Consider the following 21,479-nt stretch of genomic DNA (forward strand, 5'->3'; position numbering starts at 1 on the left):
GTACTTATATTATTCCAAGTTATCTTTTAAATAATTGTAGTCAGACATAATAGTCCACGCTCTCGCTTTTTTCTGGAAAGCCAATTGTGAATCTATCACTTCTTTTAATAGTGGGTTGTCTTTAGTTATTTCAGCTATTAACTCACTATTAGCTTTTTTCATAGCATCCATAACCGGTTTTGGAAAAGTCATTACTTTAATATTTGGATATTTAGTATCCATCTCAGACAATGCCTCAGCACTCATTGCATAGTTTTTAATATACATATCATATGCGCTAAGTTTCATGGCAGTTTTCAAAATTACTTGTAAATCTTTTGGTAATCTATCAAACTTTTTCTCATTGACTAAATACTGTAGCTCTGTCGCTGGTTCATGCCAACCTGTATAATAAAACGGCGCTATTTTATGAAAGCCCATATTTACGTCCATGCCAGGACCAACCCATTCCAGTGCGTCAAGAACACCACGTTCTAGTGAAGTGTATAGTTCACCCGATGGAATGTTGGTAACAGCAACACCTAGTTTCGCCATTACCTCACCAGCAAATCCAGGGATCCTCATCTTCAGACCATCCAAATCGTCCAGCGTCTTAATTTCCTTTCTAAACCATCCGCCCATCTGATTCCCAGTGTTTCCACCTGGAAATGACAAAATATTATGAGGTGCGTAGGCTTTTTGCATAAGTTCCATTCCGCCACCTTCATAGAACCAGGCGTATTGTTCAGGTGTCGTCATACCAAAAGGCATTGTTGTAAAAGGTAAGGTGTTAATATCTTTACCTTTCCAGTAATATGATGCGCTGTGTGCCATATCATATTGGCCACCTTTAACCATATCAAAAACACCAAATGCTGCTTTATGCTTATTTGATGCATCTATTCTAATGATTAGTCTGCCATCAGACATCTCTTCAACCAGCTTAGCCATCTGGTGTGGAGCATCAATAAAGGGTGATAGTGTCGGTCCCCAAGTTGTTGCCAACTTCCAAGTATAAACTCTCTCTGCAGCAAAAGAGGTTGCCGTCAGTCCTGCTAACAGTACCGAAGCTATCGCTAGCTTTGTCGATTTACATTTTAATATATTCATCTTTTATCCTTATTGTTTTACTGATACTATAGATATATAAAATAGGCATTAATTTTATAAAAATGTGCACCACCCCATATTAAGCAAGAATTTAACACAAAGTTTAAAACCAAGAATGCTCAGGTTCACAAAACTGAATAATTGATATGAATTTGCATTCAAATCAGCAAAACCCTGACACCCGCTTTTTGCAGTACACATCATTTTGTTGATTTTCCTGCTTGTATTTTTCTTTACTCAGCCTGAAAATTCTTTACCTTTTCAGCAAGCTTAAACTTGCATGTTGTACCATTGCCAAGTTTTTGATTGAATGCTTTTATCTAATTCAACAAGCATCTTCATTAAATAATAAATCTAACTGCCAGCGTGATTTATTCTCTACAGATCAATGCTCTCTTGATACATTTGAAAGCTCTGCTTAGCTAATATAAAATTTAAAGGCTGTGGTTCCCCCTTTTTTCAGATCTAAAATTGCCTTACCCAAGCAGGGTTAAAGCGAACCTTTCAAACATTAAATTACCCATCTTACTTAGTATAGTATGTTTCATTTTTTATCTTCCAGCTGATTGATAGAAAATAAATCATGCTATGCAGATTCTCATCTGATCCGATTACCTTTGGCGGGTAATAAAGATTCACCACCTTTGTACAGTATTTTTTAGCTATTTTAGTTTGGCACCCATCACCTCAACAATTACCGCAGTTACCGTTTTCTCTGATTTATTATCTGCAGGTGTCGACACGGTGAAACTCGTTTTCCATTAAATAATAATCACTCGGTCTCTTAGCTATCTCGCAATCAATAACCCTGCTGCAATAACTTATGACCGATCATCAATATTGATAGCATTCTTTATAAAGCCTCTGCCTGTTTATCTTTAATGCGTGATGGCTAGATTTATCTTTTTCCCCACAGATTTTTGAAAAAATTACCACCATTTTTATTATCTGAGCAAAGATTCTGATAAATGCTTTTATGTCTAATGGAAAAGGGATTGTTTTCATCAAGCCAAGCAGAAATATACTCAGGGCTTCATTTTATCTTAGTGTTTAATATCGATAAATTTACTGAGACTTGTTCTTCTTTTAGCGGCTTTAGAGTTTTTAACTTGTCTTGATCTGTATGACGAGATGGCTCTCTGCTCATCATAGATTGACTCACATTAAGCTTTTTAATATTTTTTTTTGACTCAGACCTGTTATATTTGAGCGACCATTTTTCTAGCGATTAAAATTGTGCACAACTTATTTGAATCTAAGAGATTAATTAAAAACGAAAAATAACAATGGATGCGCGTGCTTTACTTCCTCAAAAAAGCAAATCCTAAATAGCCGCTAGCAATAACAAAATATTCGCTTCTGAAAAAAAATTAGGATTAAAATGTTTGAATTAGCAACCGCCTTAGGGCTAAAGATACTACCGCTTTACATCACAATAGCCCTAGGATATCTCTTTTCACGTTATCTAAGAGGAGAGCGTGATGGTATCGCCTCTTTGCTGATCTATCTCATTGGCCCTGTAGTTATTTTTATGGCTTCATACAAAGTGCAGTTAAATTTAGCAGTCATTATGCTGCCTATACTGCTTTTTATTCTCAATAGTTTCTTGGCTCTTGGGACATTGAGAATAAGTAAAAACTTTTTCTCCGATAACACCAAAAATATTTTAGCTTTTTCGGCAGGAACTGGAAATACCGGATACTTTGGTATTCCTTTGGCCATTATGATTTTAAGTGAAGAGCTAGCAAATATTTATATTTTTACTGTGCTCGCGTCCTTGCTTTATGAGAGTACTGTTGGCTTTTTTGTCGTTGCAAAAGGCCACTACACAATCAATCAAAGCCTGGTAAAAGTGGCTAAACTCCCTTCTATCTATGCACTGGTTTTGGGATTGATTTTTAATGTCTCAAACATAGAGTTAAATACAAACCTTCTTGATTATCTTGATTATTTCAAAGGAGCCTATGCAATTTTAGGGATGATGATGATAGGTATGGGCCTTAAAGGCCTGGGAAATGTTGGGATAGACAAAATGTTTATGACTTTTGCATTTACTATTAAATTTCTTATTTATCCTCTCTGCGTTCTTATTATCATTTGGATTGATGCTTATTATTTCAACTTTTTCAATTCTGATCTCTATAAAGTAATGTTTCTTTTTGCCATTCCTCCCATGGCAGGCAATACCGTAGCAGTGGCGTCACTTTTAAATGTTCACCCTGAAAAAGCAGCCCTGGCAGTGGTTATCAGCACAGCGATTTCTATTGTCACCATTCCGGTTATGATCGCCCTGTTTTTAGGTACTTTTTGAGTCTTGCCACTTCTTAACAGGTCTGAGTATAGGAAGAATAAAAACGTATTCTATGTCGGTTTCTAGCTGATTGGCGGGGTTAAATGAGCATCTGATTGCGCTGTTATTTCAAAGGGTGTTGGCAGGTGTTAAAGATCTTACATCCGGTTAATCACTTTCATGTTTTACCTCATTATTTAAATTATTAATATCTGTTTAATTCAGCCATTATTTTGGTAATGAAGCCGGCGCAGAACTAATATTCATAACGAATTTACCGTTTAGAAGGCAACAGATTAATCACCTACCGGCAGATTAAGAGGATAACGAGAGATTAAGAGGATAACGAGAGATTAACGCTCGCTATCCTGCTTTATGGTAAGGCAATTTCAATATAACCTATTAATATTTATACTATTATTATTTTCATATTCAAATTTTTAGAGGCAATTTATTGAACGCTATAAATTGCATTACCCTCCCCATCATCAGTGACTGTGATTTCAAACATGGTTGCCGGGTTGTCATTACCATAACTGCCTTCTGCTTGATTAAGCATCAGCTCTCGCGGTGTGATAGTTCTGCCATCACCCAGAAAGACAGTCACTTTGGCAGTTTCTGTAGCATTTCCCCTAAAGTAGTTAACACCTATTTGATATGTCCCCGCATTGACGCTTTCGCATGCGACTGTATAGTTTTCAGGTCCAAAACCAGATGTATCATCGACATCAAGTATTCCATCGTCACCTGTTTTGCTGCGATAATATACATGTCGGCCATTGGGTTCATAGGCATGCAAGTCAACGTCAGGTTGGCCACCCCAGGATAATGAAGCGCGGATAGCACCTGTCCCGGCAATCTGAAGCGGGAAAGGGGTATTTTGTGCAAGGCGAAGCATGTTGGTATCAATAACAGCTCGTGATGCTAAACGAGCATCCCAATAGTCTTCAACAATCAAGTGATTTGTGTTTGATCGGGAATCTCCCCCAAAAAAACTGGGAAGTGCGCTCGGGTCGTTATCTAAATTGCTCGCTAATACATTTTCCATCAGGCTCAAAATGCCAATGACTCTGTCATCATCTGCCGTTACATACCCCGCTCCACCGACAGTTAAGGCGGCTGGATTTGCGATGCCAAAATAGTCAATACTGTCAGCCCAATCTGGTTGACGAGTTTTAACTGCAGCGACAGCATTGTTAGTGAATAAATTACCCTGGCTGTGCGGCATAATAAGAACACGTTTTCCAGCAATCAGATTCGCTTCATAAAGTCCTATATGTTCAGAGTTCACCATAAGACTATCTGCAATTGCTTCTACGGATGCTGAAGTCATTAACTCACCAAGCTCTTCAAGTAAGGCATCCGTATAAATAGCATTTGTGGTTGTTGATAGAAAAGCGGCCAATACTGCGCGGATAGGATCGTTATTAAGACCGGAGGAAATAAGCTCATAGATTTGATATCCACTGATTCCTGCAACTCCTTCTTCATCCATTTTTTGTTGGAGAACCTGTGCGATATCAGTGAGTTTACCTTGAGAATAATTGTAGGCATCGGAGAACTCATAGGATGAGTCCTCATGTAGATTCTTAAATTGATTTTTATAGGCTATACCCATTTTGAAAGCCATATTCTCAGCTGCATATGGGCTTGTTAAAATACCGTTTGCAAAATAAACGGCTGTTTTTTTATCCGCGTCTGTTGTGTCAACGCAGCCGTTTAGCATTGCATATGAGGGGGTGGTTAAACTCGCACACAACAATGCAGGAAACAATAATGATCTTTTTTTCATAATATTATCCTTAATGCTGAGGCAGTCTGCATTCATCAAAAGTCGCTTCTACGGTTCTTTGTGCTGTACCGTTTCGACCCACCTTGAACTTTTCGTATGCAGCTAAGCGCTCTTGAGTGTTAAAGGTCAGTGCCCTTATTTTTGCTACCTCTTGAAGGCCATTAAGCTCAGTATGTAGGTTATAACAAGCAGCGAGTTTTGCTATTTTTTCGGAGGCGTCCCCGTCATCCAGATCATCAAGGGAGTCACCGGCAATAAGGACATCTTGATAGACCACTGCAGTATTACGTAACACCTCTCTATTATCTTTGGAAAGTGGGTAGAGATTATAAATAGCGATTTCTAAATCATCTCTAACGCCATCGCCATCGGCGTCTGTGCCGGTTAATCCTGACTTTGGATTTGCCGGCATAGGAGGGAGCAGAGCAACATCAAGTTCACGGATAATAATGGTCTTCGATATTTGACCGGTAGAATTATCATTATCAGTGACCGTTAAGGTAATAGTGGCTGTAATATCTTCCGTAAGCTCTCCTGCAGTGAGGGTAGCGCTCGTCTTTTTTTGACTATTTTGACTAAAGTAAATGTTGTCACCGTTGTATCGTCCCAAGTCGATTGTCCAGTTGTATGTGGAGATAGCACCATCGGAATCGCTGGAAGCTGAGCCATCGAAATAAAATTCAGCACGCTCAGTTATATCATTTGCCAGTGTAAAGGAAGCGATTGGGGCTATCTTGTCGGGGGAGGTTTGTGGCGTTATAAGGGCATTTTCAAGTGCCGACTTTGGGGCATTATCTTCAGATTTTAAGTCATCGCACGCACTTAGCAGAAGACTGCTGATCATCATGGCTATTGCCGTTTTTTTCATAATATAATTCCTTTTATCATTAAATGTAAAAACACTTTATTCATACTTTTAATTGACCAAAAGGTTAGTCAGAAGATAGGTTTATGTAAATATTTGTTTGTCTATGTTCCATTTTATTATTGTCGTTTTTATAAGTTACAATCAGTTATAAAAATGTCAAAATAATTATAACCTTAATATTTACAAAGCATTACATATAAATATAAAGGCTGACAAGAGCGCTCAGGAGCAGAGCCTTTTTTTCCGTTGGTATCAATAAATGTGATCAGGTTAAATTTAATATTTCCCAAAGACAAAGCGGTGAAGAACAATTGTGGACATAGTTGGATGCTCCACATCTGTCCAACTATTTATGTTTTCAAGTTGTTTAACTGCCAATTTATTAAGGGGTTTAAATTAAACCCCTATACCAAAAGAATTAATGAAGTGATCAATAATTGCGAAGGAAAAATTAATACTAAAGTTGCATTCGATCGTTATTCTCCTTCACAAAATTGTATGGAACAATTTTGAACAGCTTTATCTGACCAGGAAGTGGTGAAGAACAGGATGTTCTGAATAAAACTCACAACGCAGTTAGGAATAATTTTAACCAGCAAGGATAATCACCTTTTTAGTTCTTTTGGTATTAACAAGTTAAATTTCTTATCATCCATTTACCCTATTAAATTGAGAGTCTTACACATGACAACACACTCACCTTCTACGACTAAAGTCCTTATCACAGGTTGCTCAACGGGCATCGGTTATCATTGTGCCAAACACCTACAATCAATGGGCTATCAGGTAATTGCTACGTGTCGAAAGCAAAAAGATGTCAGGCGATTAAACAATCAAGGCCTTACCTGCCTGCAGCTCGATTTAGCCGATAGCCAATCAATCAAATCTGCTTTAGAGAAAGTCCTTTTAGAAACCCAAGGAAAAATCGACCTGTTATTTAACAATGGCGCATTCGGGCTACCGGGTGCCGTTGAAGATTTAAGCCGTCAAGCAATGGAGTATCAGTTTCAAACCAATGTGTTTGGTACCCAGGAATTGACCAATTTAGTTGTGCCTATTATGCGTAAACAAGGTGGCGGAAAAATTATTTATAACAGTTCTATTTTAGGCTTTGCAGCCATGCAGTATCGTGGTGCATATAATGCCAGCAAATTTGCAATTGAAGGCTTTGCGGACACCTTAAGGCTTGAAGTTAAAAAAGATAATATTAAGGTGAGTTTAATTGAACCGGGAGCAATTATTTCTGATTTCAGAAAAAATGCCTTCGAGCAGTTTAAGCGTTGGATTCCTCGACAAGGCAGCGCCCATCAAAGCAGTTATGAAGCCATGGTCACTCGCTTAGAAACCGTTGGACCAAGCGCACCCTTTACGCTAGGGCCTGAAGCCGTGACCAAATGTGTGCTACATGTTTTGCAAAAATCACAGCCTAAAATTCGCTATAGAGTTACCGTACCCACTATCGCTTTTGCATTGTTAAAGCGATTTTTACCGAACCGACTTTTAGACATTCTACTTATTAAAGCGGGTGGAAACGGTAAGCGTTAGTCTGTAAAGACCATTACGATAAATCGTGGACATATATGGACGCTCCACATCTGTCCAGCAATTAGCCTTTAGTCAATTAGATGGCTGTCCAACTATTTTGATAAAAAATTAAAGAAGAGAAAAGGCAGGACATAAAATTTTCAGTTTATATTGTTGCCTCAAGCTGTTTAACTGCTTAAGGCTTTTTTATAGAAGTTTAAAATTAATGGGTTATATTGCTAACCTCAAAATGTTGTTCAGTAGGCAAGTGAAAACGCTTTAATCTTTTTATTATATTCGATAGTATAAGTAATAATAGCTAACGCCTTCTTTATTGAAGGCTTTTTAACTCTAATTTTCTATCCGTCTTGCAAGTGTGAATTGATGTTATTTTTTCGTCGTAATCTATTTATTTGTTATCTACTTGTAGTTGCCCTGCTAACATCTGTATTTGCTGTTGGATTAGCTAATAACTTCACTTATGCCAATATTGGTAGTGCTTCCCTATTCAAAATGGACGCACCCGTCCTTGCTTGTAAATACTATAATAAATTAGAAATCAGACAAAAGTGTCGGCAGGCATGGCATGACGTTATTAAAACCATCAATGTCAATTCAAAAACACCCCAGCAGTGCGAGCGCTTAATAAACGTTGTTACGCTATTTCCGGCAACAGCAGTTGCAAAACTGCACAAAATACAGGCATTCTCTCGATCATTAATGATAGACGAGCCGATGGGAAATCCGCACTCATTCTCTGAAATATTATACCGCCCTCCAATCGGATAACGTCTCCATTTAAGAAATCTAATATGCTCACCAATCAGGGTAAAATCTCTGATTTGAAGAGATTGTAATAAAAAACACAAATACTTTAAGAGACAATAATCATGAAAAAAAATTTCGCACTTATTATCACTCTGCTACTTAGCTTTGCAGCGCACGCAGCCCAATTTACAGAAGGCCAACAATATCAGGTACTGGATACTCAACCCTCTTCTCAGCCTGTAGTAACAGAATACTTTTCCTTCTACTGTCCTCATTGTAACAACTTTGAACCTTTTATCAGACAGGTAAAAGAACGTCTTCCTGATAATGCTAAATTACAGAAGACGCACGTTTCATTTATGGGTGGCAGCATGGGCGTCTCAATGGCAAAAGCTTATGCTACTATGGTGGTGCTAGAGGTCGAAGAAAAGATGATTCCTGTTATGTTTAGACAGATTCATGATCTTAAGCAGACACCTCGTAATGATAAAGAATTGCGCCAACTTTTTATTGATAACGGTGTTGAAGCATCGAAATTTGATGCGGCCTTTAATGGTTTTGTGGTTGATTCTATGCAGAGACGCTTTGATAAAGAGTTCAAAAATGCGGGGTTAAGAGGTGTTCCAGCAGTGATTGTAAACAATAAGTACCATATTACTCCAGATGAAAGTATTAACTCACAAGATAAGTATATGGAGTTAGTTAACTTCTTACTGAAGAAATAATACCGGGCTAATAAAGCTAAATGCCCCGGTAAATAATACTGCGTAACTGCGGTCTTCAGAAGCAATTGAAGGCCGCTTTCCAATTCTTGATTAGCATTGTCCATTTTTTTAGGGCATTCATCTCAGCAAGATAGAACTCTTTTTAAGCCGAATTATCCCTTGGGCATAATGGATCTAAAACCTGTTTACTGGTTTTGATCCATCACGGCTTATTTTTCTAATAGTTGATTATAAATAAACACTTCCCCCCTGTTAAGCACGCTTTCTCCCAATAGTCTGCTCTTGGTTATCTTTCATTATAAAAGGGCCCTGCCGCTGCGCCTTTGGCGCGGTATATTCCGGAAAAGGTTCAAGCTGGGCCTGTGGCGATTCTAACAACGGAATAGAAGCGATTAATGTCTGAGTATAAGGCTGCTGGGGTTTAAGAAAAATCTGGCGCACCGTTCCCTGTTCAACCATTGAGCCGTCTTTCATTACACAAACCCAATCACATAAATTAGCAATCACACTCAGGTCATGGGAGATAAACAAAATAGTCAGACCTAACTCTGTCCTTAGCTCTTTTAACAAAGCGAGAATTTCAGCCTGAATCGACACATCCAAGGCTGCCACTGATTCATCAGCCACAATAAATTTGGGCTTACAGACTAGTGCCCGGGCAATGCTGATCCGCTGTCTTTGTCCACCCGAAAAAGCATGGGGAAAACGCCGTAAATGCGCAACTTCAATATGGCAGCGTTTTGCTACTTCTATTATACGTCGATCGGTTTCTTCTCTGCTGGAGGTTAATTTCATGGCTTCCAAAGGCTCAGCAATAATGTCCCGAATGGTCATGCGCGGATTTAGCGAACTGTGCGGATCTTGAAATACCATCTGGGCTGTTTTTGATAAACGCTTACGCTTTAAACGTTTGTTGGCACCAAAATGAACCTTCTTTTTGGTGTTATGATATTTAACACTTCCCTCACTGATAGGTGCAGCTCCTAACAGGGCTTTACCTAAAGACGTTTTACCTGAGCCGCTTTCACCCACCAAACCGATAATTTGCCCTTCGGGGAGATCCAACGAGATATTTTTGACCGCCTTAAACATTTCCTGTTTATGGCTGCTTCCACCTAATGGGTAACTGATTGATAAGTTATTAATACTCAGCAGCGGCTGTGGTTTTTCCTTTGGCGCTTCAGGCAGGTTATCGAGGTTAGGTAAAGCCGCCAGCAGGCGCTGGGTATAATGATGCTGTGGCTGGAACAATACTTGGTCTGCATTACCCGCCTCAACAATGTTGCCTTGACGCATTACTGTCACGTTATCGGCAATCTTTGAAATAACGCCCAGATCATGGGTAATAAACAGCATAGCCATTCCCATTTCCTCGCGTAACTCGCGCATCAAGTCCAGCACTTGTGCCTGAATTGTTACATCTAAGGCGGTAGTCGGCTCATCAGCAATCAGTAATTTAGGCTTGGTCGATAATGCCATCGCAATCATGGCGCGTTGACGCATACCGCCGGATAATTCAAATACGTACTGGTCAAACCGCCTAGCTGGGTCAACGATACCAACACGTTCAAATAATTCTATGCCCACCCGGCGCGCCTTATCACGGCTATAACCCAAGTGAATCTGCATGGTTTCGACTATCTGGTCACTAATACGAATCGCCGGTGCAAAACTTGCCATGGGCTCCTGAAAAATCATGGAAACCAAACCGCCGCGCACTTTACGTAAATCCCGACCACGGAGTTTCAGAATATCGATATCCTGACTGTCGTGCCGAATTCGCAGTTCGCTCTGAGGCGCAATAATGGCGTTACCCGGCAATAATTGCATAATACTTTTGGCGGTAATTGACTTACCAGAACCACTCTCGCCAACCAACCCCATTACCTCACCGGGACGAATATTAAGATCAATACCGTCAACCGCGCGCATTAAACCCTCATCGGTATTGAAATCGATACCAAGATTGCGAATTTCAAGTAAGTTACTGTTCATGCTTTTATTATTCATTATCATTATTTTTTCTCCGAATAAGGATCTGCGGCATCACGCAAGGCGTCCCCCACAAACACAAAAGCCATAATTAACACCACAAAAACCAGTACTGGAAAGAACTGCCAGATCATATTTTGCTGGATGTCCGGATCCTGTGCTTTTTGCAGTAATACACCCAGACTGTTAACCGGTTCAGTTAAGCCGAGTCCCAGAAAACTAAGGCTGGTTTCGGCCAGAATAACGTAAGGAAAATTGATTAAGGTATCGACGATAATATAACTGCTAAAACTGGGTATCAGATGACGCCAGATAATCCGCCAGCTGCTTGAGCCGCAGAGCTGTGCAGCCAATACATAGTCCTGATTACGCTCGGTCAGAATATGGGTGCGCAAACGCCGCCCTAATGTCGCAAAGTCCAGTGCACCGATAACCACAGCAATCGCAAAGTAACGCTGCACTGCGGTAAGATCCATGCTTGATAATGCAACAGCACAGGCCAAATAAACAGGGATTGAGGGGATAACGCGTACCGCCTCAGTAAAGCTCATTAATACCGCATCAACACGCCCGCCAAAGTAACCACTGATACCGCCCACCAGCAAGGAAGTAAACAGCTTAACAATCAAAGCCACCACGGCAATACTCACCGTAATCCATACGGCATGCAGGGTACGGCTAAAGACATCTTTACCGTCCTGATCGGTGCCCATCAGGTGAATTTCTCCCTGCTCAACGCCGAACAAGTGCCTATCCCAACGAAGATCCAGATTAAGGCCTGCAATACTGAAATCAATCAGACTATATTCCCAGCCTTTAACAAAGAACTGCACATAACGGCGCTGCTGCTCATCTATGTTATATTTGTTCTGCGCGGAAGAACTCAAAGCACCACTGGAAGTCAGCGCATCCAATGCCGCCAATCCACCACTACCCGCCAGCGCCATAAAATCAATCTTAGGTTTATCTTTACTGTAGGTGTAAGTAAAGGGACGTAAGGAAATACCCTGTTCATCCCAGAAGTAAAAAGCTTGCGGTGCACCGCGTTGATAGTTAGTATCAGCACCACGAATGGTCGGATCTATTGGCGCAAAGAACGGCGCAAAGAAACTCACCATAATGATTGAGGCAAGCACCCAACCCGCAACCACGCCGCTGGTTTTACGCATAAAGCGGGCTTTAATTAATGCCAGCTGGCCTGCTGTATAGTAAGATTCATCCTGCGATTTTTTAACTTTTGGCCCGAAACGGGCTAATACACTGCTTATCATAATTTACCCAAGTACACTATTACGGACACGCGGATCGACCGCTGCCAGAACAATATCAGTAATGAAATTCATCGATATAACCACCAGGGCTACCAGAAATAAAATCGCTGCTGCCATCTCCTGATCATTGGTCATGGCCAAGGCTTCAATTAACAGTGCCGCTGAATCGGTCATGCCAATAACAATTGCGACGATCGGCAGATCATTAAATATCCGCTGAAAATCAAAACCGATACTGTTAAATAACGGGCTAATTGAATGGCGAACGGGATAACCCACCCATAGGCTCATACCATCAACACCACGCGCACGCGCCGCATCAACATAAAGTTTATTAGATTCATCGACCACCAGCGCCCGCACTGTTTGTAACTGCAATGCAGTAGCAGCCCAGCCGATTACAAAGATAGGCAACCATATATGACTCAGAAAATCCGTCAGCTTGCCGTACTGAAAACCACTCACAGCAAACCAGGGTTCAGCACTCCACTGATCGGAAAATAAACCGGTCGGCACAGGTTCACCTGCAAAGACGTAAAGCAAAATAATGCTCAAGGCTAATAAGAAATTCGGTAATGCCAGCCCGAGATAACTAATCATGCGCAGTTTAAGATCCAGCACTTTGTTAAAACTCAAACCGATAGAGTTAATCCAGCGCTGTTTTTTGTTATACTTTGGATTTTTATCCAGCCAGGGTTTATTAATCATATAAGCTGAAAGAATACCGAAGGGTACGGCAATCAAATAGGCAAAAAGTAATCCCGCAATACAGAAACCAAAGCTCATCCAGAAGCGATCACCCAGGGCAATATTAACCGACTGACGCTTAGCACAACTAAAACCCAAATCTCCTCGCAGGGTCAGATCAGTGATCCAGCTGCTCCAGCGAACAATCAATGAACGATCCAGCCCCATCCGTGATCTTTCAGCCGCAATATCTGCCTGAGTAATCATTTCCCCTTGAGAGCTTTTATAAGCAATATACTTTTCAGCACAATCACCGGGTAAGACTTCCATCAGTGAAAAAACAATACCGCTTACTATTAGCAGGGTCATCAACGCCAACAGGTAACGGTTAAACACATAAAGAAAATACTTACTGCTGCGGCTACGCCAAAACAGAAAGCCTGCCACACTGAGCAGAACCCATAACAACCAGGTGCTGGTAAAAAAATCGGCAATCATAATTGGACTCGGTAAACAAAAATAACTAAAAGAGAGAAGTGTTAGTTCTCTCTTTTCGGTGTTTCAAACTAAGGAGTGATAATCTACATTATTTACTCAAAAACCACTGAGTAGGAAGGTAGGGATACATACGATAGAACTCGTATGAAGAGGTCTTAGGAACTTCAAAGTTACCCAGAGCGCGGCTGTAATAAACCGGAGAGACCGCTTTTACTGTCCCGATAATGAACAGATCATCAACCACACGTGTGGCAATCTCTAGACCCAGTTTATTAGACTCCGGTGTACCGGCTTTCAGTGTCACGAAGCGAGCAGCCAATTTCTGCATTTTTGCAACGGTTGCCGGCGGCGCGATACCTTCAGCACCCTCAGTGTTAATATACTGTGACCACAGCATACCGGTGCGCAGATCGAAGAAACCACCATAGGGCGGAACCAGTGTTTCGGTATTACTTGCAATATTTGACAGCGGACGACCCATCACCCAGCTAAGCACGCTCAGGTCGTTAGCCGTCTGCGAGTTACGGTACTCATCTGAAGTCACTTCTTTAATGGTGGTTTTTATACCCGCATTGGTCCAATTATTAGCGACGATTTCAGCCAGTTCAGTCGGGGTTCCCTGAGTAGAGTATTGAATGTCTAACTCAAACTTTTTGCCCGAAGGTAAATCCCGTAAACCGTCATTGTCTTGATCTACAACACCTGCTTTATCAAGCAATTTAGCGGCCATTTTTGGATCAAACTGAGTCCAGCTCTGCTGCAGTTTCTTCGTTATAAAGGGCGTAGTATCAGCATCAAAACCCGTGTACTGCATGGGTGTACCCAATCCGAAGTAAGCACTCTCGTTGATCTGTTTACGGTTCATGGCGACTGACATAGCGCGGCGGAAGTTGATATCGTTAAATACCGCACGCTTCTCTTCGTCTTTGTCAGTCAGATTGAAGGCAAAAGTTGTTTGCGCTATGGTTGGACGCAACGCTATCTCATATTGTCCCAGCTCTTTATTTTCCAGTAGGACAGGCGTCTGAGGCAGGTTAACCGCCTGCGCTTTATAGTCCACTTCACCGGCAATTAACTTAGCGGTTTGAATATCTTCATCACCAATAAAAACTTCTTTGATTTCGTTAATATAAGGCAGTTGATTACCCGCAGTATCTACCTGAAAGAAGTATGGATTAGCGACCAGACGGCGACCTTCAAGAGACTCATCGATCACTACATGAGATTCAAGCGTCGGCATAATGGCTGTTAAACCCGCATTAACCAATCGATCCGAAGCCGCTTTATCTTTTAGTAAAGGAGTGGGAATATCTTTCCAGTCAGACTGGCCATAGTAAAAATTAATCAGCTCATAGCCATTCTCAAAACCCAATTCTTGGGCTTTTTTATCGGCGTCTTTATTAAAATCAGGGTGAAACTGAGCCAGCAGGTGCTTAGGTTGAAACGGCTGGGCATAATCTTGAGCAAAGTTATCCAGAAAGCCCGGTGAAGGTGCGTTCATGGTGAACTGCACTGTGGTTTTATTCAGCACATCAACTTTGACCGCTTTACCGCCAGACAAAAAGCGCTCTTTTGGTTTTTCAATAATATTGCTGTCCATCAGCATATTGTTGTACCAGAAAGCAATATCTTCAGCAGTGAAGGGACTACCGTCTGACCACTTATGGCCTTTACGAAGATTAACCTTAAGGACAGTAAAATCGCTGTTCCATTCCCAAGATTTAGCTACGTTGGGCACGACTGTGGATAAGTCATCACTAAAACGGACCAGATTCACATGACGTACCGACAACAGATCAGAAGTGCCTGCTTCAGTCGCTTTTGAAATTCCTTTTAACACACCGCCATACTGACCAATAGTCTGATAGGGAGCAATCACCAAGGGCTCTTGTGGTAAACGTTGTACTAATGAAGGTAGTGCTGGATTACCCGCAATACGGCTATTAAGTGCGGTTATATCCGGGTTTGCATTAAACTTCATTTGGCAGCCATGCAGACTTTCAAATTCAGTTTTTTCAAATAGATGCGGATAAGTACCACCCGCATCAGCACCAGCGATAGACGGGCACGCGGCCGCTGCATTACCTGATATCAGTGCTAGCGCACCAGCAATCAGAAATTTAGACATGAGTTATTTCCTTAGGGGTAAAATGTCGAACAGATTGTTCGTTAAATAATTTATTAGGTTGAGGTGCAGAGATGCTGGTTTGTGCAATTAACGGATTAAAAGCAGACCAGTTCAGAACAGGCCAATGTCGCTGCGCTGCAATCTGTGTCAGTTGCGTATCAGGATTGGTTGCAATGGGGTAATCAACCAAGGCTAGCAGGGGAAGATCATTAATAGAGTCACTGTAAAACTGGGCATCGATCAGGTTTTCATTTTGCTCGATTAACCAATTATGCAAGCGGGTAACCTTGCCTTGTCTAAAGGTTGGTACGCCTTCTATTTTACCTGTGTAATATCCCTCTTTACTGGAGAGACGAATAGCTAAAACATCGGCTACGCCTAAGTATCGTGCAACCGCACTGACAATGAATTCAGCTGTGGCTGAAATAATCAGTAAGCGCTTTCCCTGTGCGGCTTGACTCTTCAAAACCTGCTGGGCTTCGGCATAAATTCGCGGAGCAATATACTGCTCAACAAAACGTGGCATTATTCCGTCAATAGCTGTGATGCTTAAATGGCTCAGTGGCTCAATAAAAAATTCAATATAATCATCGAGCACCAATTTTTCAGCGTTGTATAAACCCATCATGCGCTTGTCACGTTCAACAAACTCAGGGCCAACCAGACCTTCAGCCTGCATAAACTGGCAAAAAAGAGAGCAACTGTCACCGCAAACTAAGGTTTCATCCAGATCAAAAATAGCCAACGCCATTAGGCAGCACCCTGATAAGTGAGATTTTCATCTGGCGCTTGACATAACAGACCTTCCGTTACGGGTTTTGCGTGATCTTGTATTCCCAGCAGATCACACACCACGCCGCAGAGGTCAGTTTGCAGAGGCAGGCATTCAGCTTGATGGGAAAAACGATCGCCAATCACGAACAAAGGAATGTCGCGTTCTTCCGATAAGGTGCCACCATGGCTTTTATCACTGTTCATGCCATGATCCGCAGTAATCAGAATCTGATATCCGGCTGCTATCCATTCAGGCAGATGATAAGACAACGACAGATCCGAGTGACGGGCGGTATTACGATAATGCGCACTATCAAGCCCGGCACGGTGACCCGCATCATCAATATTCATAGGATGCACTAACAGGAAATCCGGATCGTATTTACGGCGTAACCATTCAGCATCGAGGTATAAATGGCAATCGGGATAATGGTTTTCATTATAAAAACAGCCGTATTGGATTAATTGCTCAGGTGCTTCGGTAAAACGATCCCTGACAGCATCAAAGGGCGCTATATTGTACAGTTCACTAAACCAGTGATAAGCCGCTGCAGCCGTGGTTAAATTATTTTTCCGAGCCAAACTAAAGATACTGCTTTGGGTAGAGTTACGTACCACATTGTTATGAACAATACCGCTTTCAGCAGGCCTTGTAGCAGTAAGGATAGTTTCATACAGCGGGCGGGACATTGATGGAAGCTCACACTGTAATTTATACAGTGTCGCTGTCCCTTGTTCTTTTAAGGCATGCAAAAAGCCCATACATTGCTCAGCCGTGCTATATGCAAGGCCATCTAGAACGACCAGTATTACTTTATTCGACATATTTCCCTGCCAGTTTTTTACCGGTACTGTTATACCGATAAAGTGTGATTCAAATTATTGGCAGAAGGATAACGAAGGATTATGAATATAAAGTGACAGCTAGAAGACATTTTTATGACAGCCTTTATTAAGTATTTCAGATATAGGTAATAAACCGCTAGTCCAAGAAAAATGAGTTTCACATCCCATGATTTTATTTTTGTCCGAGTGCTAATCAATTATCATTTCACCCTGTAAATGCCGTTCACATCTTTTGTAACCTGTTTAAAAGCATCTTTTTATCCCGTTAGATAGTAGTTCTGGAATTTTTAGGGCTAAAAGTACAGTAATAGCTCAGCCTCTTGATCTGTATCAATATATTGTTGATAAGATTTCTTTGAAATTGACAATGTCAAGTTGAAGACCTAGCGTAGTTTAGATCGCATTCGCTGATATGCCGAAAAGGATAATGGCGTTACTCATTCCCACTCTTCAGGAATCGTCTATGACTACTCAAAGCAAGGTTTCCACAGTATTGCTGGTACTCGGATTACCCGTAGCACTCGGGCTGGCACTGGCTACTCAAGGCACCGGGATTATCAAAAATGATCTCGAGCGCAATATTTATATCCCCACTGAACTGACTATGCCACTGCAGATTAAGTCCGCCTATAACGGCGAGCAGATCTTTTTCCGCTACCGCTGGCCAGCCGCTGCACCGCATATTTTGCATGATGTGCTGCGCTACGAAGATGGAAAATGGCTGACTGAAGGACACGGTGTGCCAGGACCCGCTGCCAACGGTTTGCATGAAGATCGGGTCGCTATGATGGTCGATGACGGCAGCGTGGCGGAATTCAGTCGTTATGGCGGTTATGTTGCCATTGGCGCCGGTATTGCCGGCTTCACACATGAAAACCCCAAAGGAGTCAGCAAGCACCTGCCTGAAACCCAGCAGGACGAGGTGGCGCTTGAAGATGTGACTCAGCATCAACTGCGCAAGGCGGGTTATTTTCTGGACTTGTGGCATTGGCGAGCTGGACGCTCCAACCCGATCGCCATGGCCGATGACCAGAATGTTGGCAAATCGCGTTCTGGAGATGAAGGCAAAGGCTCCTACACGAAAAATTGGAATGGTGATACCAATCAACCTCTGCAGATGTTCAATGTCCAGACTACTGGACAGCGAGCGCTTGCGTGGGACGATGTGCGCCAGGGCAAAATCACTCAGGAAGACAGTTACTATCTTAGTGCGCAAACCGCCGTACCTTTCGATCCGCAAGCTGATTGGAAAAATGGTGATACTCTGCCACGGCGGATCCTGCGTCAACCCGTCGGAGATCGTGGAGACATTGCGGTGGTTGCCAAGGAGACCCGTTGGGAGGATGGATTCTGGAACGTGACCTTAGTACGTGACATGGACACCGGTAATCCACTGAACGATAAAATTTTCCGCGAAAAGGGTCGTTATGATCTGGCTGTTTCAGTACATCGTAATGCGACTGGCGGTCGTTGGCACTATGTTTCCATGCCCTACACTGTTGGGCTTGGCCGCGACGCTGACTTCCCTGCTATGGCATTCCAGGGCGATAGCCCAGACTGGTCTCAGGAATGGTTCGATATGACCCTGTTTTATCCTGGCCAAGTTAACTGGCCACTATTGACCAGCAAGGCACATCCCGGCGCTGAAGATATCGCCGCCGGTAAGCCGGTCCGCCCTCGCCACAGCGAAAAGGTCCTGGCAATACACGGTGTGGAAATGGAATTCAATGATAAAATTATCCACCAATGGCAATTGACCCTGCTAGCCGGGCTGTTCGCCATGCTAGGTATTACGCTGGCGCTTCTACCCGCCTTCCGAAACACTAAAAAAGGAGCACGCTCATGACAGGTCTTCACTTTATGCTGATTCATTTTCCCATCGGTTTATGGTCACTAGCGACCTTAATGATCATCGTTGGTGCGTTGTTTTCCGGGCGTTTGGCCGAACTCAGCCGCGCCGCACTGCTGCCTGTACTGATATTAAGCTTACTGGGCGCACTGGCGAGTATCGGCACCGGCATCAATATTTGGCCGATTGAGGGCAGTATGACGAGTTCCTTGACCCGTAACCATATACTGATGGCGTTGTGGTCATTCGGACTCTTCACTATGCTCACCGTGCTGGTCTGGCAGGGCGGTAAGTCAGCTTTCGACGGCACTCGGCGCTGGGCACTGCTGATTCTGGCACTCACTGGCGGGTTGTTGTTTGGGACCACCGGTACACTTGGCGGTTATCTAGTAGGCGCCCCCACGCAGTTCTCGCTGTTGCTGAATGCCCTTGGCTGGAACCTGCACTACACTTTCTATAGTCCAAACTGGGTGTTGGCGGTGATGGTTATTATTGGCTTTCTATGCGCTATCCTCGGTTATCGCCTGCAGAAAAGCCGCGTTTGAATATTCGACTGAGTATGTGATATCGATCATCCCCGACCGAAAGGAAGGGGATTTTTTGTTTTCAGTAAGCCACCATTCTCTGTCTATCGCAATAAAAATCAGCCCGATCTTAGTCACCCGTAAGCGGGCAGCTTTATCCTCTGCATTAAATAACAAGCCTTCTTTTATCGCCTTAGGCTCAACTCGATCAGCTTTTTTCCTACTGAGTGAACTGCTATTATAAATAAAAACCGTTCAAGCTTTCAATGGCATTATTAGATCTGAATCTATGTACATTCGGGCCCTATTGTCATCAGCGCTTACAAATTAGCAGAATGAGTTAAGTTAATCTGTTCAGAATCGGCCTTTGCCACAGGTTGCTGAAAAGTTAAGTTGATTTTTGGGATTGCGGATAGCAAAAAAACTGCCACTAGAAACGGCTGCTTATTTAGCGGTAGATCTTACGCCTGATTTTTTTCCTGCAAATTAACCTTTATTAAGCTTACGTTAAATAAAATCCAATATAATACTTTTATTTCTAATTATTGTTTCAAGTTTTTTCTCTGCAGCAGAGCCGATTTTAGAGTATTGAAAAATGCTACGGTAAAGAGGAAACCGCCTGGCAGGTCTTTGAGCGGGTCACAAAACCATAAATGATACTCGAACGAACTTATCAGTGAACCAATAGGATCATTCCTATATCGTTCTACAGAACTATCAGGTACACAGTATCAGCCTTAATCCCCATATATAATATGCTGAAAGAGCGCTATCACTATTAATAAAGGGCTTACTGCAGAGCCGTTGCTATTTACCCGCAGCAGCACAACTGTCTTTTTCTATTTAGACTAAAAACGCGAGCTGCAACGTTTGATCAACTTCATACTTGGTACATAAAAAATACATAAATAACAATAAGATAAAAGTCACCAATGTTTCACAGCAACACCAATAAAAAAATAACAATACCCAGAAATAAAAATATTCTGTCTGTTATGCAAAACAGCAAGCAAATAAAAACATTACCCCGGTCTAAAAATCAGCAGCGCAGTAGTGCATTTATCGAGCAATCCTGTAACGATCGGGTCACAGCGAATTTAAAGCGTGTTTACATAAAAAACACAGCCTTCTAATTAGAACATTAACGTGCTCGAACGCTCATTTTTAAGCCTTATATGTTTCATAAATGTTAAAATAACGTACATTTGCGCAATATAGAATGCATTAACCTTAAATAAAGATCATATCCAAAGGCAATATACACTGCAGGGGGTAATGCATCGCGAGCTTATAGGCACGGGCCTGCTGATATTTTTTGTTGTCGGTTGTATTGCCACGCTAGTGTTAACAGGGGTAAGTTTTGGCCAATGGAAAATCAGTATCATGTTGGATATGAGCGGTGCCATATGCTGTACTGCCGGTATTTTTGGTGCGCATATAAATCCTGCAGCGACCATCACGCTGGCTGCTTTTCTTGGTTTTGAAAAAGAAAAGTCTTACCTTTATATAGCTGCGCAACTGGCAGCCACATTTTGTAGTGCAGCTTTAATTTATGCTTTCAGCAATCTGTTTACTGACGATGAAATAGCTCACGGCTTTTTACACAATAGTGAGGCGGCATTATCAACTGCCGGTATTTTCTCAACCTACCCGCTCCCGTCATTCTTTATTCTTGGCACATTTTCAATCAAATTTTTCATTACTGCTGTAATTATATTCGCTATTTTAGCGCTCAATAATCAAAGCAACGGTGCACCGCAGGGTGTAATGCCCTCTTTTAATCGGTCTTGTAGTTGCAGTTATCGGCCCTTCTTTAGACCCGCGAACGGGTTTTGTGATAAATCTGGCGAGTGA

The 21,479-nt window shown here is 42.0% G+C and carries 16 protein-coding genes; 7 read left to right on the top strand and 9 right to left on the bottom strand.

The window, feature by feature from the left end:
* Window positions 1–9 precede the first annotated feature (9 nt).
* On the bottom strand, window positions 10–1,089 hold the full coding sequence (locus PING_RS16225; protein ID WP_011771392.1) for a TRAP transporter substrate-binding protein: 1,080 nt from the start codon (window positions 1,087–1,089) through the stop codon (window positions 10–12).
* A 1,381-nt stretch (window positions 1,090–2,470) separates the two neighbouring features.
* Between PING_RS16225 and PING_RS16230 the strand changes: the two genes are divergently transcribed.
* Entirely contained in the window at window positions 2,471–3,400 is a 930-nt protein-coding gene (locus PING_RS16230) for an AEC family transporter (RefSeq protein ID WP_011771393.1), read from the top strand.
* Window positions 3,401–3,830: 430 nt separating this feature from the next.
* Here PING_RS16230 and PING_RS16235 read toward each other — a convergent pair whose 3' ends face one another.
* Together PING_RS16235 and PING_RS16240 are read right to left on the bottom strand one after the other, a co-directional pair.
* Complete coding sequence (locus PING_RS16235) at window positions 3,831–5,171, bottom strand: YfaP family protein (protein WP_011771394.1); 1,341 nt, start codon at window positions 5,169–5,171, stop codon at window positions 3,831–3,833.
* A 10-nt stretch (window positions 5,172–5,181) separates the two neighbouring features.
* Entirely contained in the window at window positions 5,182–6,039 is an 858-nt protein-coding gene (locus PING_RS16240; RefSeq protein WP_011771395.1) for a PKD domain-containing protein, read from the bottom strand.
* Window positions 6,040–6,723: 684 nt separating this feature from the next.
* Here PING_RS16240 and PING_RS16245 point away from each other — a divergent pair.
* From PING_RS16245 to PING_RS16255, 3 genes are all read left to right on the top strand, one after another.
* Entirely contained in the window at window positions 6,724–7,584 is an 861-nt protein-coding gene (locus tag PING_RS16245) for an SDR family NAD(P)-dependent oxidoreductase (protein WP_011771396.1), read from the top strand.
* A gap of 363 nt (window positions 7,585–7,947) precedes the next feature.
* On the top strand, window positions 7,948–8,352 hold the full coding sequence (locus PING_RS16250; RefSeq protein WP_041766627.1) for a hypothetical protein: 405 nt from the start codon (window positions 7,948–7,950) through the stop codon (window positions 8,350–8,352).
* Window positions 8,353–8,453: 101 nt separating this feature from the next.
* Window positions 8,454–9,056, top strand: a complete 603-nt coding sequence (locus PING_RS16255; protein WP_011771398.1) for a thiol:disulfide interchange protein DsbA/DsbL — start codon at window positions 8,454–8,456, stop codon at window positions 9,054–9,056.
* A gap of 252 nt (window positions 9,057–9,308) precedes the next feature.
* On the opposite strand, the gene PING_RS16260 is transcribed toward PING_RS16255, so the two are convergent.
* The 6 genes from PING_RS16260 to PING_RS16285 form a co-directional block, all read right to left on the bottom strand.
* On the bottom strand, window positions 9,309–11,072 hold the full coding sequence (locus tag PING_RS16260; protein ID WP_011771399.1) for a dipeptide ABC transporter ATP-binding protein: 1,764 nt from the start codon (window positions 11,070–11,072) through the stop codon (window positions 9,309–9,311).
* Window positions 11,072–12,319: an ABC transporter permease gene (locus PING_RS16265; RefSeq protein WP_011771400.1), complete on the bottom strand. Its 1,248-nt coding sequence runs from the start codon at window positions 12,317–12,319 to the stop codon at window positions 11,072–11,074. The genes PING_RS16260 and PING_RS16265 overlap by 1 nt, the downstream gene beginning before the upstream one ends.
* A gap of 3 nt (window positions 12,320–12,322) precedes the next feature.
* A complete protein-coding gene (locus PING_RS16270) occupies window positions 12,323–13,504 on the bottom strand; it encodes an ABC transporter permease (protein ID WP_011771401.1) in 1,182 nt (393 codons plus the stop codon).
* A gap of 88 nt (window positions 13,505–13,592) precedes the next feature.
* Window positions 13,593–15,632, bottom strand: a complete 2,040-nt coding sequence (locus PING_RS16275) for an ABC transporter substrate-binding protein (RefSeq protein ID WP_011771402.1) — start codon at window positions 15,630–15,632, stop codon at window positions 13,593–13,595.
* Complete coding sequence (locus PING_RS16280; RefSeq protein WP_011771403.1) at window positions 15,625–16,383, bottom strand: HAD family hydrolase; 759 nt, start codon at window positions 16,381–16,383, stop codon at window positions 15,625–15,627. Before PING_RS16280 ends, PING_RS16275 begins: the two co-directional genes overlap by 8 nt.
* Window positions 16,383–17,231 carry an alkaline phosphatase family protein gene (locus PING_RS16285; RefSeq protein WP_011771404.1) on the bottom strand — a complete coding sequence of 283 codons (849 nt, stop codon included), beginning with the start codon at window positions 17,229–17,231 and terminating at the stop codon, window positions 16,383–16,385. Before PING_RS16285 ends, PING_RS16280 begins: the two co-directional genes overlap by 1 nt.
* Before the next feature lie 484 nt (window positions 17,232–17,715).
* Between PING_RS16285 and PING_RS16290 the strand changes: the two genes are divergently transcribed.
* The 3 genes from PING_RS16290 to PING_RS16305 all read left to right on the top strand — a co-directional run bounded on the left by PING_RS16290 (window position 17,716) and on the right by PING_RS16305 (window position 21,479).
* Window positions 17,716–19,098, top strand: a complete 1,383-nt coding sequence (locus tag PING_RS16290) for an ethylbenzene dehydrogenase-related protein (RefSeq protein WP_011771405.1) — start codon at window positions 17,716–17,718, stop codon at window positions 19,096–19,098.
* Window positions 19,095–19,646 (top strand): DUF2231 domain-containing protein, encoded by a 552-nt coding sequence (locus PING_RS16295; RefSeq protein WP_011771406.1) that lies wholly within the window; start codon window positions 19,095–19,097, stop codon window positions 19,644–19,646. Before PING_RS16290 ends, PING_RS16295 begins: the two co-directional genes overlap by 4 nt.
* A gap of 1,254 nt (window positions 19,647–20,900) precedes the next feature.
* Window positions 20,901–21,479 (top strand): aquaporin, encoded by a 579-nt coding sequence (locus tag PING_RS16305; RefSeq protein WP_011771408.1) that lies wholly within the window; start codon window positions 20,901–20,903, stop codon window positions 21,477–21,479.

This window comes from Psychromonas ingrahamii 37 (genome assembly GCF_000015285.1).
Taxonomy (GTDB): Bacteria; Pseudomonadota; Gammaproteobacteria; order Enterobacterales; family Psychromonadaceae; genus Psychromonas; species Psychromonas ingrahamii.

Coding starts and splice junctions, on each gene's coding strand:
- PING_RS16225 (WP_011771392.1), bottom strand. CDS start 1,089: ATGAATATATTAAAATGTAAATCGACAAAGCTAGCGATAGCTTCGGTA.
- PING_RS16230 (WP_011771393.1), top strand. CDS start 2,471: ATGTTTGAATTAGCAACCGCCTTAGGGCTAAAGATACTACCGCTTTAC.
- PING_RS16235 (WP_011771394.1), bottom strand. CDS start 5,171: ATGAAAAAAAGATCATTATTGTTTCCTGCATTGTTGTGTGCGAGTTTA.
- PING_RS16240 (WP_011771395.1), bottom strand. CDS start 6,039: ATGAAAAAAACGGCAATAGCCATGATGATCAGCAGTCTTCTGCTAAGT.
- PING_RS16245 (WP_011771396.1), top strand. CDS start 6,724: ATGACAACACACTCACCTTCTACGACTAAAGTCCTTATCACAGGTTGC.
- PING_RS16250 (WP_041766627.1), top strand. CDS start 7,948: ATGTTATTTTTTCGTCGTAATCTATTTATTTGTTATCTACTTGTAGTT.
- PING_RS16255 (WP_011771398.1), top strand. CDS start 8,454: ATGAAAAAAAATTTCGCACTTATTATCACTCTGCTACTTAGCTTTGCA.
- PING_RS16260 (WP_011771399.1), bottom strand. CDS start 11,072: ATGATAATGAATAATAAAAGCATGAACAGTAACTTACTTGAAATTCGC.
- PING_RS16265 (WP_011771400.1), bottom strand. CDS start 12,319: ATGATAAGCAGTGTATTAGCCCGTTTCGGGCCAAAAGTTAAAAAATCG.
- PING_RS16270 (WP_011771401.1), bottom strand. CDS start 13,504: ATGATTGCCGATTTTTTTACCAGCACCTGGTTGTTATGGGTTCTGCTC.
- PING_RS16275 (WP_011771402.1), bottom strand. CDS start 15,632: ATGTCTAAATTTCTGATTGCTGGTGCGCTAGCACTGATATCAGGTAAT.
- PING_RS16280 (WP_011771403.1), bottom strand. CDS start 16,383: ATGGCGTTGGCTATTTTTGATCTGGATGAAACCTTAGTTTGCGGTGAC.
- PING_RS16285 (WP_011771404.1), bottom strand. CDS start 17,231: ATGTCGAATAAAGTAATACTGGTCGTTCTAGATGGCCTTGCATATAGC.
- PING_RS16290 (WP_011771405.1), top strand. CDS start 17,716: ATGACTACTCAAAGCAAGGTTTCCACAGTATTGCTGGTACTCGGATTA.
- PING_RS16295 (WP_011771406.1), top strand. CDS start 19,095: ATGACAGGTCTTCACTTTATGCTGATTCATTTTCCCATCGGTTTATGG.
- PING_RS16305 (WP_011771408.1), top strand. CDS start 20,901: ATGCATCGCGAGCTTATAGGCACGGGCCTGCTGATATTTTTTGTTGTC.